The organism is Micrococcus sp. KRD128 (assembly GCF_017168395.1).
GTDB classification, from domain to species: Bacteria; Actinomycetota; Actinomycetes; order Actinomycetales; family Micrococcaceae; genus Micrococcus; species Micrococcus luteus.
Genome location: NZ_JABFAX010000003.1, coordinates 68,797 through 79,689 on the forward strand (window position 1 = coordinate 68,797; position 10,893 = coordinate 79,689).

Genomic DNA, 10,893 nt, shown 5'->3' on the forward strand with positions numbered 1-10,893 from the left:
GCCCGCCGCAGGGCGCCCCGGACCCCGGCCGCGTCCGCACCGGTCGTGCCCTACTGTGGCAGTCCGTGGCGCTGCTGGGGATGGTGCTCTCCTTCTCCCTCGTGCTGCCGTGGAAGCTGATCGCCCTCGCGCTGGGGCTGGTCGCCCTCGTGCTCGGCGTGCGCGTGTGGGTCACGAGCCGCGGCGCCGAGCGCTCGGGGCTGCCCCGCGCGGTGGCGTCCGCCGGCATGGCGATGGCGCTGGTGGGCATGACGACGGCGGCGCTGCCGCTGCTCGCGTGGGACGCGACGGTCCAGCTCGAGCAGTGCGGCGCCTCCGCGCTCACCGTGCGGGCGCAGCAGGCGTGCGCGGACGAGTTCACCCGTCAGGTGGAGGAGCGCACGGGGGTGCCCCAGCTGCGGCCCTGAGCCGCGGGCGTCAGTCCCGCGCCCGGCGGGGGGACGGCCGGTCGCGCGGGCCCGAGGCGCGGTCGCCGGACCGCGGCACCGTCGTCGTCCTGTCCCGGTGCCCGGCCACGGCCAGGGCCGTGAGGTAGCCGGCCGCGCAGCCCAGCGCGACCCACCCGGCGACGGCGGCGCACACCGCCCAGACGTGGGAGCCGATGTCCGTCAGCGCGCCGAGCCCGAGCGTCCCGGAGGTGAGGGCCAGCGGCACGAGCAGCAGCAGCCCCGTGAGCAGTCCGGTGAGCACGGCCAGGGCCAGCGTGGACAGCGTCAGGGACACCGCGCGGCTGCCGTGGCGGGTGTGCAGCCAGTCGTCGAGGTGGTTCTCCCCCTCCCGCAGCAGCCACACGCCGGCCACGGCGCCGGCGCCGATCGGCACGGCCAGCAGGAGCAGCTGCCACGGCGACCACGTCACGGGCAGCGCACCCAGCGCCGGGAGGGCGGGCGCGGTGGCCGGCGTCGCACCGAACACGGAGTAGAGGCTGTCCGCGCCCACGGAGAACCCCGGGCCCGCCGTCCACGCGATCGACCACGCGGTGAACGTGGGCAGCCAGCCGATCTGCAGCAGCGCCAGCAGCAGACCGCCCAGCGGGCCGCCCCCGATCGCCTGGGCCACGGTGACGACGGCGGTCCACTCGACGGCCAGGCGCCCCGCCACGAGCAGCGCGTTCAGGCCCGTCAGGGCGAGCACGGCGATGACCGCGGCGCGCACCACGGACCACGCGTACGAGCCGGCCCAGCGTTCGTATTGCGACCGCCGCGAGATCCGCTCCGTGAGGTCCAGGCCGATCAGGTGCGCCCAGGTGCCGGCCTCGCGCCGCGCCCCCGCGAGGGCGGCGACGCCGAAGAGCAGGGCGGGCAGCAGCGCCGCCGGGACGGGGTGGACCGTCAGCTCGTCCGTGCCGGGCAGGAACGCCACGGCCAGCCCCACCAGGGCGTAGGCCCCCACCGCGCCCACGAGGGCCTGCCACGCCTGGTCCCGGTAGGACGCGCGCGCCAGGTGCCGGCCGGCCCGCCAGGACAGCGCGAGCGGGACCAGGGTCAGGCCCCACGGCACGAGCCACGCCGTGCCGGTGATGAGGTGGTCCGGCGCGGTGGGCATGGCCGTGGCCACGGTGACGGGCACCGCGTGCAGGGCCAGCCACAGGACGCCGCCCACCTGGACGGCACCCTCGATGGTCGGCCGCTCGAACCCGCCCGTGGCCCACACCGCGAGGGTGGGGACCATGACCGCGAGCAGGCTGATCATCGCCGTGACGAGCGCCTCGACCACCCCCTGCAGCCACAGCGGCAGGGGGACGGGGCGCAGCAGACGGGGCGCAGCGGGGCGGGAACTCACCCGTCCATGGTGCCACCCGACTCCGGGCGGCGCCTGGACGGGGGCGGGCCGCGCGGGCCGGTGCGACGACCGTCACGTGCCCCGAGAGTTCACCGCGGGGTCACCGGGCCGTCGTCGGAGGGTGTCCCGGCCGTGGTCCGGGGCCCTTAGCGTCGGCCACGTGCGTGTCGTCGTGGTCGCCGAATCGTTCCTGCCCCATATGAACGGGGTCACCAACTCCCTCCTCCAGGTGCTGCGGCACCTGCGGGAGCGGGGCGACGAGGCGATGGTGATCGCCCCGGCCGCCTCGTGGTCCGCCGGGTGGACCCAACGCGCGGGCGCCGGTGAGGCCCCCCGCGAGGTCGAGGGCTTCCCCGTGCGCACCCTGCCCTCCGTGCCCCTGACCGGGTACGCCTCCGTGCGGGTGGCCGCCGGCACAGTGGGCCGGCTGCGCGGCATGCTCGCCGACTTCGCCCCGGACGTGGTGCACATCGCCTCCCCCTTCGTGCTGGGCTGGCGCGCGGTGCAGGCGGCCGAGGAGCTCGGCATCCCCTCCGTGGCCGTCTACCAGACCGAGGTCCCCGGCTACGCGGCCCGGTACGGCGCCCCGTGGCTGGAGGACGTGCTGTGGAGCCACGTGGCGCGCCTGCACAACACGGCCACGCTGACGCTCGCGCCGTCGTCGTTCACCGTCCGGCAGCTGCACCGCCAGGGGGTGCGACGCGTGCACCTGTGGGGCCGCGGCGTCGACTCCGGCCGATTCCATCCCGCCAAGCGGGACGAGGCGCTGCGCGCCGAGCTCGCCCCGAACGGCGAGAAGCTCGCGGGCTTCGTGGGGCGGCTGGCGCACGAGAAGCAGGTCGGGGACCTGCGGGTGCTCTCGGACCTGCCGGGCACCCGCCTCGTGGTCATCGGCTCCGGGCCGCTGCGCGAACAGCTCGAGCGCCAGCTGCCCGGCGCGCACTTCGCCGGCTTCCAGGGAGGCGAGGACCTCGCGCGCCACGTGGCGAGCCTGGACCTGTTCGTGCACCCCGGCGAGTCCGACACCTTCGGCCAGACCCTGCAGGAGGCGATGGCCTCGGGCGTGCCCGTCGTCGCCGTCGGCCGCGGCGGCCCCCTCGACATCGTGGACGCCTCCCGCACCGGCTGGCTCTACCCGCCCGGCGAGCTGGACGAGCTGCGCCGCCACGTCGCGGACCTCGTGTACGACGACGTCAAGCGGGCCGCGTTCGCCGACGCGGCGTGGGCGTCGGTGCAGGGCCGGACCTGGCCGGTGCTGTGCGAGCAGCTCGTGGGCTACTACGAGAAGGCGATCGCGGTGCAGGAGCGCCGCCGCGTGGAGCTGGCCCGCCGGCTGCTGACGGCGCCGGCGCTGCTGGCCGCGCGCGTGTTCGGCTGAGCCCCCCGGGCGGGCGCCGTGCGGACGACGGGCGGGCGCCCGGCGGTCCGGGTCTCGCGTCCGGAGCCGTGGCTAGGGTGGCGGGCATGGACGCCACCCCGCAGCCCCGCCCAGCCCGGCCCCCTGCCCGATCCCGCCGCGCCTCGCCGCCTCGCCTGCAAGGACGTGCACCCGGTCGGCCTCGGGTGCATGAACATCGTGCACGGCTACTCCGGGTTCCTCGACGACGACGCCGCCGTCGATCTGCTCACCCGCGTGCTGGACGACGGCACCGACCACCTGGACACCGCCACCCTCTACGGCGGCGGCCGCAGCGAGGAGCTCGTGGGGCGCGCGCTCGCACGGGCGGGGTCGGACGTCCGCGAGCGCGTCCTGCTCGCCTCCAAGGGCGGGCTCGTGCGGGACGGGCAGCGGCGGATCGACGGCCGCCCGGAGACGCTGCGCGCGCACGTGGACGCCTCCCTGCGCCGGCTCGGCCAGGACCGGATCGACCTGTACTACCTGCACCGGCTGGACCCGGAAGTCCCCGTCGAGGAGTCCGTGGGGGCGCTCGCGGAGGCCGTCACGGACGGCAAGATCGGGGCGATCGGCCTGTCCGAGGTCTCGGCCGCCACCCTGACCCGGGCCGTGGCCGTCCACCCGATCGCGGCCGTGCAGTCCGAGTACTCCCTCGCCACGCGCAACCCCGAAGGGGGCGTGCTCGAGGCATGCCGCCGCCACGGGACCGCCTTCGTGGCCTTCTCCCCCGTCAGTCGCGGCCTGCTCACGGACGCGCCGCCGCGGCTGGACCGGCTGGACGCGGGAGACCTGCGGCACCGGCTGCCCCGCTTCGCCGAGGGCCACTACGAGGCCAACCTGACGCTGCGCGAGGCGCTCTCGGCCGAGGCCGTCCGGCTCGGGACGAGCACGGCGGGGCTCGCCGTCGCCTGGGTCCTGGCCCAGGGCGAGGACGTCCTGGCGATCCCGGGCACCACCTCATGGGAGCATTGGCTCGAGGACCGGGGCGCGCACGAGGTGCGGCTGACCCCGGCCGACGTCGCCCGCCTGGACGCCCTCGTCAATGACGCGACCGTGGCGGGCCCGCGCTACAGCGAGAGCCAGCAGGCCAGCATCGACACCGAGGCGGCGCCGCCGCGCTGAGCCGAACGCGGGGCCCGGGGTGGCCCGCGTCTCATGTCGGTAACAGAGCGCGCTCCCTGTCAGGATGGGCGTCAGGCACCGCGGCCTCCTCCGACCGCGGCGCGCCACGGCGGGGGCACCGCGGGGCGTCTTTATCCCGACGTCCGAGGAGGACACCATGAATGAGTCTCTGGAGAGCCTGCGCGACGAAGTGTTCGCGCGCAACCCCGGCGAGGCCGAGTTCCACCAGGCGGTGTCCGAGGTGTTCGAGGCACTGGGACCGGTGGTGCAGCGCCACCCCCAGTACGTCGAGGCCGGGGTCATGCACCGCCTCTGCGAGCCGGAGCGCCAGATCATCTTCCGCGTGCCGTGGATCGACGACGCCGGCGTCGTGCAGGTCAACCGCGGGTTCCGCGTGGAGTTCAACTCGGCGCTCGGCCCGTACAAGGGCGGCCTGCGCTTCCACCCCTCCGTGTACCTCGGGATCGTCAAGTTCCTGGGCTTCGAGCAGATCTTCAAGAACTCGCTCACCGGCATGCCGATCGGCGGCGGCAAGGGCGGCTCGGACTTCGACCCCGCCGGCAAGTCCGACCGCGAGATCATGCGGTTCTGCCAGTCCTTCATGACGGAGCTGCATCGCCACATCGGTGAGCACACGGACGTGCCGGCCGGCGACATCGGCGTGGGCGCCCGCGAGATCGGCTACATGTTCGGCCAGTACAAGCGACTGACCAACCGCTTCGAGGCCGGCGCCCTCACCGGCAAGGGCCTGACGTGGGGCGGCTCGCTGGTCCGCACCGAGGCCACCGGCTACGGCGCCGTGATGTTCGTGGACTCCATGCTGCGCACGCGCGGCGAGTCCATGGACGGCCAGCAGGTGCTGATCTCCGGCTCCGGCAACGTGGCCATCTACGCCGCGGAGAAGGCCGCCGCGCTCGGGGCCACCGTGCTCACCGCGTCCGACTCCTCGGGCTACATCGTGGACCCGGACGGCCTCGACCTGGACCTGCTCAAGCAGATCAAGGAGGTCGAGCGCGGCCGTATCTCCGAGTACGCCGAGCGCCGCGGCGGGCGGTCCCGCTACGTCAGCGGCGGCAGCGTCTGGGACGTCGAGGGCACCGTGGCCCTGCCGTGTGCCACCCAGAACGAGCTCGACGAGTCCGCCGCCCGGACCCTGCTGAAGAACGGGGTGAAGGCCGTGGCCGAGGGCGCGAACATGCCCTGCACCGAGGCGGCCTCCCACCTGTTCGTGGACTCCGGGACGCTGTTCGGCCCGGGCAAGGCCGCCAATGCGGGCGGCGTGGCGACGTCCGCGCTGGAGATGCAGCAGAACGCCTCGCGGGACTCGTGGAACTTCGACTACACCCATGACCGTCTCGAGCAGATCATGCGTGACATCCACGACCGCTGCGTGGAGACCGCCGAGGAGTACGGCACGCCCGGCAACTACGTGGCGGGGGCGAACATCGCCGGGTTCATCAAGGTCGCCGACGCGATGATCGCCCAGGGCGTGGTCTGAGGCCTGGCCCTGCCCCTTCCGTGATCCTCCGCCGCCCTGCGACATCACCGCCGTTCTGACGCGCGGTGATGTCGCAGGGCGGCGGTCGCTCGAGGGCACCCGACTCCTGCACAGGCTCCCCGACGTCGGGTGCCCTCCACCGCCGGCGCGGCCGACCCCCCGCGCCCCGGACGGGCCCACGACACTGGGCCGCATGACCCCGCTCTCCGACTACTCGCGTGCGCTGCTCCCGGGACGCGGGCCCCTGCTCAGCACGGCAGACCCCCACGACGGGGCGGCGCGGCGCCGTCTCGAACGCGCCTGGACCCGCGGGGTCCTCGTGCGGCTCAGCCCGCGCGTCTACATCAGCGTCAGCGACTGGGCCGCGCTGCGTCCGTGGGACAGGGCGGTCGTGTCCGCCGTCGCCCTCTCGATCGCCCGCCCCGCGACGGTGTTCACGGGCCTGACCGCGGCCCGGCTGCACGGTCTGGGGCCGGCCGTCGAGCCGCCCGCGCTCGAGCTGCGCGCCCCCTCGCCCGGGCATCACGGCTGCGGTCCGCTGACCCGCCGTCCCCTCGCCCCCTCCCTGGTGGCCCACGACCGCCGGCTTCCCGTCCCGCCACGCCGCCGACCCCGGTGGGGGCTGCCGGAGGCGGCCCACGCCGCGCCTCAGCCGGTCGAGGCCGTCCTGTCGGACGGGCAGAGCCTCGGGACCGTCCTGGCGGATCCGCTGCCCACGGTGCTGCTGGTCCTCGGCGCGGCCACCCCGTTCCGCGACGCCGTGGCCCCGCTGGACGCGCTCGTCCGAGCCTGGCCCGAGGAGGCCGCACGCTGGGCGAGGCAGGCGGAGAGCCGACTCGGATCCGCGGCCGCCCTCCGCCGATTCGAGCGGGCCTGGCACTTCGCGGACGCGCGGGCGGAATCCGCCGGCGAGTCCTACAGCCGGGCCATCATCCACGAGCTCGGCTTCGTCCCGCCCACGGCGCTGCAGCATCGCCACCGGGATGCGAACGGACGCGGGGTGGCCCGCACGGACTTCTGGTGGGAGCAGGTGCGGGTGTACGGGGAGTTCGACGGGCTGGGCAAGTACGACCTGTCGTTCTTCGACGGTGACGACACGGCCCGCCGCGCCAGCATCCGCCGGGAGAAGGAACGGGAGGTGGCCCTGCAGCTGGTCACCCGGGCGGGCGCGCATTGGACGTGGGGAGACCTCCTGCGGCCGGACCGGCTGGCGCGGATCCTCACCGCCGCGGGCGTCCCCCGCTCGGTCTGATCCACGGCCGTCCCACGGGCCCGGTCCCGACTCGGCGGGCCCGAGCGTTCGACCTCCGTTCTGCGACATCGCAGCTGCTCCGCACGGCGGTGATGTCGCTGGGCGGCTGCCGGCCGGTCAGCGACGCGGCCGGTCAGCGGCCCACCTCAGCCGGCCAGCGCCGCCCGCTGCTCGGTGCTGATGCGCACGGGGCGGCCCGTCTGCCCGTCGACGAACACCATGACGGACGTCGCGGTGGCGCAGAGGGTGTCGTCGACGCCGTCGTGCAGTGCGTAGCCCACGTGCACCGAGGCGGCCTTCACGGCGTCCACGCTCACCACCACGCGCAGCGGCACGGGGCGGTAGGGCATCTGGGCCCGGTACTTCACGGTGTGCTCGGAGATGAACGTCCGCACACCGGGGGCCACCCCCTCGAGCAGGTCGATCGGAGGGGCCTGCCCGCCACCGGCGCCGGTGTTCGCGGGCACGCCGAAGGCCGCCACGCGGGCCTCCTCCAGCAGCTGCACCACGGCGATGTTGTTCACGTGGCCGTAGGCGTCCATGTCCGCCCAGCGCAGCGGGATGCGGACCTCGACGGAGCGCGAGGCGGTCATCGGGCGGCCTCCTCGTCCGCGGACCGACCGTCGCGCTGCGCCGCGGCGTCGAGGGTCGCCGGCGCCTCGTCGTCGCCGAGGATGTCCTCGCGCCAGGCCTCGGGCTGCACGTCCACGAACTCGACGGGCAGGATGCCCAGGTCTTCGAGCTGATTGGACAGCGTGGCCCCGTCCGGGCCGTAGCACCACGGGATGCCCGGGGTGGAATGGCGGGTGTCCTCCGCCCGGCCGCCCGCGAGCAGCGCCTGCGAGGGGGTCAGCTGCCGGATGACGATCGCCTTGACCCGGTCGGGGTGGCGCTGCGCGAACTCGGCGTAGATCTCGGGGTCGTGCTGGCCGTCGTCGCCCACCAGGATCCACTGGATGTCCGGGAACTGCTCGGCGAGGCGCTCGAGCTGGACCCGCTTGTGCTCCTGACCGGAGCGGAACCAGCGGTCCTTCGTGGGCCCCCAGCTGGTCAGCAGCAGCGCGCCGAGCGGGTAGAGGTTGCGGCCCAGGAAGCGGGTGAGGGTCTGCGCCACGTTCCACGCGCCCGTGGACAGGTACAGCACGGGGGCCTTCGGCTCGAGCTCGGCGATCCGGCGCAGCAGCACGGCGATCCCCGGGGTGGGCGTGCGGGCGTGCTCGTCGATCACGAACGAGTTCCAGGCCGCCAGCAGGGGGCGGGGCAGCGAGGTGACCACCACGGTGTCGTCGATGTCCGAGACCAGGCCGATCCGCGCGCCCGGCTCGCAGATGTACAGGTCCATGACGGCGCGCTCCTCCTGGCCGCCGACGTGGAGGGTGGCGGTCTGCCAGCCGGGCTCCAGCTCGACGTCCAGCACGACGTCGACGACGCCCATCCGGTCCGTGCGCACCGTGGTGCGCAGGTCCCCCACCTGCACCTCCACCTCGGCGTAGGCCATGGGCGGGGCCACGAAGTTGCGCCAGCCGCGCACGCCGTCCGCCACCACCTTCGACAGCCGACGGCCGTTCATGAACTCCTCGTCGGAGGCGATCACCACACGGGAGAGGATCCGCACCCAGCTGGTGCTGCCGTAGCCCGTGAACGCCATGACCGTCGGCACGTTGCCGGCACGCAGCGCGCGGGCACGGTGCCAGCGGTTCCACCCCTCCTGCAGGTGCGTGGCGACGTTCTCCACGGGAGTGGGGTCACCGGGAGGGGCCAGGCGGCCGCGCCGGGGCGCGGGCGTGGGGGCGTCGGAGGCTGCGGGCATGCGCCCAGTATTCCGCACCGCGCGCTCTCAGTGGATCTCGGGGACCAGCGCGGTCAGGCGGTCCAGCATGCGGCCGACCTTGCCGTTCTCGATCGCGGAGGCCACGTGCCCGTCCGCGAACCGCTCGCCGCGTACCAGGTAGGTGAACAGCGTGCCGAGGTCGGCCAGGGACGCCTCGGCGATGCCCGCCTCGCTCACCCGGTCCACGTTCCGCAGGTAGTCGACGTCGATGCCCGCCAGCTCCTGCGCGGCCACGAGGCCGGGGAACACGCGGTCGTCGTAGCCCGGGTAGACGCCGCCGAGGGTGCCGGGCGCGGGGGCGCCGTAGGAGGCGATCGGCCGGGCCTCGGTGCCGTAGCCGGCGGCGAGCAGCTCGCGCAGCGCACGCACGGCGGCCACGCGCTGGGGCGTGGGGGTCTGCGGGCCGGTGAGGGTGGCGTCGTCGCCGGGGGTCGGGAGGCCCTGCCCCGCCCCGCCGAGCTGCGCGCGATCGCCCTCGACGCCGCCCGCGCGGTCGCCGGCGACCTCGCCGCCGCCTTCCGCTCCCCCGCCGCCACCGGGCCCGAGGCCAAGACCACGCACCACGACCTCGTCACCGTGCACGACCGACACACCGAGGCCCGGCTCGTCGGCGCGCTCACGACGGCGGTCCCCGGCTCCGGCGTGCTCGGCGAGGAGCTCGGGGCGCAGGCCGGCACCGGTGAGGCCGCCCGGCTGACCTGGATCGTCGACCCCATCGACGGCACCTCCAACTTCGCGCACGGCTTCGCGATGTTCTCGGTGTCCCTGGCCGCCGAGGTCGACGGCGAGGTGGTGGCCGGCGTCGTGCTGGACCCCGTGAGCCGGCTGGCGTTCTCCGCCGACGGGGACGGCGCCTACCTCACCCGCGGCGACGGGCCGGAGCGCCCGCTGGCCGAGGGCGCCCGGTCGGCGCCGGCCGGCGGCGAGCGCGCCCAGAACCTCGTGACCTCCTACCCGGCGGGCGAGGCGATCGCGCGCGAGGGCGAGGAGGCACTGCGCCGCTTCGGGCGGCTCGTGACCGCCCACGCGACCGTGCGCCGCACCGTCTCCGGCGCTCTCGAGCTCGCCCACACGGCGGCGGGCTGGGCCGACGCCGCGCTGTACGTGGACACCAAGCCCTGGGACGTCGCGGCGGGGCAGCTGATCCTGCGCCGCGCCGGGGGCAGGTGGCTCACGCCGGACCCGGCGGCGCCGTCGTCGGGCCGGCTCGTCGACGACGGCCCGCGCGCCCACACGTGCCCGTTCGCGCTCGCCGTCGCCCCGGGCCGCGAGGCACCGACGACGGCGGCGGTGCTGGGCGACATCGTCGCCTCGCGGGCGACCGACCATGTCTAGAGTGGGTGTGAGCCCGATCTCAGCGCCGCGCCCGACGGCGCCCGCCCCGGCACGCCAGGAGGCCCCGATGACCCCGCAGCACCACGACACCGCCGACGCCCCGTCGATGCAGCGCCCCGATCCGGTCGCGGAGCCCGGGGACCACCTGATGTTCGAGCACCCGGACGGTGAGGCCGTCCTGGTGCTGGACGAGGACCAGGTCTGGCGACTGCTGCGCCGCGTGCGCCACGCGCGCCTCGGGCTGGCCGTGGACGGGCGGCCGGACATCGTGCCGGTGAACGTGCGGGCCCACGACGGCGCCATCTACTTCCGCACCGCGCCCGGCTCGAAGCTCGCCGAGCTCACGGTGAACCCGCGCGTCGTGGTGCAGGCCGACGGGATCCTGGCCGACCAGGCCTGGTCCGTGCTCGTGCACGGCACCGCGCGCCGCCTGGACACGGAGGCGGAGATCGCGGAGGCCGAGTCCCTCGGCATCGAGCCGTGGGTGCCGACGCTCAAGGACTTCTACGTCCGCGTGGACGTCCAGCGCGTGTCCGGCCGCCACTTCGTGTTCGGCCCGCACCCCGAGCGCAACGCGTCCCAGACCGACTGACCCGGTGACCGGGCCGGGGAGGCTCAGGGACGCGCCGGGGGCTGCCCGCCCTCGCCGCCCGCCGGGGGCTGCCCGCCGCCGGGCC

General features: G+C 75.2%; 11 protein-coding genes. 7 read left to right on the forward strand and 4 right to left on the reverse strand.

Annotated features, from left to right (window positions below):
- A partial coding sequence (locus J1M44_RS01385) for a hypothetical protein (protein ID WP_206480421.1) occupies positions 1–407 on the forward strand: 407 nt, incomplete at its 5' end.
- 10 nt (positions 408–417) lie between these two features.
- Here J1M44_RS01385 and J1M44_RS01390 read toward each other — a convergent pair.
- Positions 418–1,782, reverse strand: coding sequence for a cell division protein PerM (locus J1M44_RS01390; RefSeq protein WP_029248251.1), 1,365 nt, complete (start codon positions 1,780–1,782; stop codon positions 418–420).
- A 160-nt stretch (positions 1,783–1,942) separates the two neighbouring features.
- Between J1M44_RS01390 and J1M44_RS01395 the strand changes: the two genes are divergently transcribed.
- The 4 genes from J1M44_RS01395 to J1M44_RS01410 all read left to right on the forward strand — a co-directional run bounded on the left by J1M44_RS01395 (position 1,943) and on the right by J1M44_RS01410 (position 7,050).
- Entirely contained in the window at positions 1,943–3,160 is a 1,218-nt protein-coding gene (locus J1M44_RS01395; protein ID WP_206480422.1) for a glycosyltransferase, read from the forward strand.
- 189 nt (positions 3,161–3,349) lie between these two features.
- Positions 3,350–4,300 carry an aldo/keto reductase gene (locus tag J1M44_RS01400; RefSeq protein WP_206480423.1) on the forward strand — a complete coding sequence of 317 codons (951 nt, stop codon included), beginning with the start codon at positions 3,350–3,352 and terminating at the stop codon, positions 4,298–4,300.
- A gap of 157 nt (positions 4,301–4,457) precedes the next feature.
- A complete protein-coding gene (gene gdhA / locus J1M44_RS01405; RefSeq protein ID WP_049158701.1) occupies positions 4,458–5,798 on the forward strand; it encodes an NADP-specific glutamate dehydrogenase in 1,341 nt (446 codons plus the stop codon).
- Positions 5,799–5,991: 193 nt separating this feature from the next.
- Positions 5,992–7,050, forward strand: coding sequence for a hypothetical protein (locus J1M44_RS01410; protein ID WP_206480424.1), 1,059 nt, complete (start codon positions 5,992–5,994; stop codon positions 7,048–7,050).
- A gap of 146 nt (positions 7,051–7,196) precedes the next feature.
- Here J1M44_RS01410 and J1M44_RS01415 read toward each other — a convergent pair whose 3' ends face one another.
- Genes J1M44_RS01415 through J1M44_RS11930 form a run of 3 tightly spaced genes read right to left on the reverse strand, consistent with a single transcriptional unit; the run spans position 7,197 to position 9,442 of the window.
- Complete coding sequence (locus J1M44_RS01415) at positions 7,197–7,643, reverse strand: acyl-CoA thioesterase (RefSeq protein WP_206480425.1); 447 nt, start codon at positions 7,641–7,643, stop codon at positions 7,197–7,199.
- Positions 7,640–8,860: an App1 family protein gene (locus tag J1M44_RS01420; RefSeq protein ID WP_206480426.1), complete on the reverse strand. Its 1,221-nt coding sequence runs from the start codon at positions 8,858–8,860 to the stop codon at positions 7,640–7,642. The genes J1M44_RS01415 and J1M44_RS01420 overlap by 4 nt, the downstream gene beginning before the upstream one ends.
- Before the next feature lie 27 nt (positions 8,861–8,887).
- On the reverse strand, positions 8,888–9,442 hold the full coding sequence (locus tag J1M44_RS11930; RefSeq protein ID WP_342356559.1) for a DUF6508 domain-containing protein: 555 nt from the start codon (positions 9,440–9,442) through the stop codon (positions 8,888–8,890).
- Here J1M44_RS11930 and J1M44_RS01430 point away from each other — a divergent pair.
- Positions 9,350–10,216 (forward strand): inositol monophosphatase family protein, encoded by an 867-nt coding sequence (locus J1M44_RS01430; protein WP_342356560.1) that lies wholly within the window; start codon positions 9,350–9,352, stop codon positions 10,214–10,216. The genes J1M44_RS11930 and J1M44_RS01430 overlap by 93 nt on opposite strands.
- A 67-nt stretch (positions 10,217–10,283) precedes the next feature.
- On the forward strand, positions 10,284–10,808 hold the full coding sequence (locus J1M44_RS01435; RefSeq protein WP_080983883.1) for a pyridoxamine 5'-phosphate oxidase family protein: 525 nt from the start codon (positions 10,284–10,286) through the stop codon (positions 10,806–10,808).
- Positions 10,809–10,893 lie beyond the last annotated feature (85 nt).

Bases quoted from the DNA above. Each gene is read 5' to 3' on its own strand.
- J1M44_RS01400 (WP_206480423.1), top strand. From the start codon at position 3,350: ATGAACATCGTGCACGGCTACTCCGGGTTCCTCGACGACGACGCCGCC.
- gdhA (WP_049158701.1), top strand. From the start codon at position 4,458: ATGAATGAGTCTCTGGAGAGCCTGCGCGACGAAGTGTTCGCGCGCAAC.
- J1M44_RS01410 (WP_206480424.1), top strand. From the start codon at position 5,992: ATGACCCCGCTCTCCGACTACTCGCGTGCGCTGCTCCCGGGACGCGGG.
- J1M44_RS01415 (WP_206480425.1), bottom strand. From the start codon at position 7,643: ATGACCGCCTCGCGCTCCGTCGAGGTCCGCATCCCGCTGCGCTGGGCG.
- J1M44_RS01420 (WP_206480426.1), bottom strand. From the start codon at position 8,860: ATGCCCGCAGCCTCCGACGCCCCCACGCCCGCGCCCCGGCGCGGCCGC.
- J1M44_RS01435 (WP_080983883.1), top strand. From the start codon at position 10,284: ATGACCCCGCAGCACCACGACACCGCCGACGCCCCGTCGATGCAGCGC.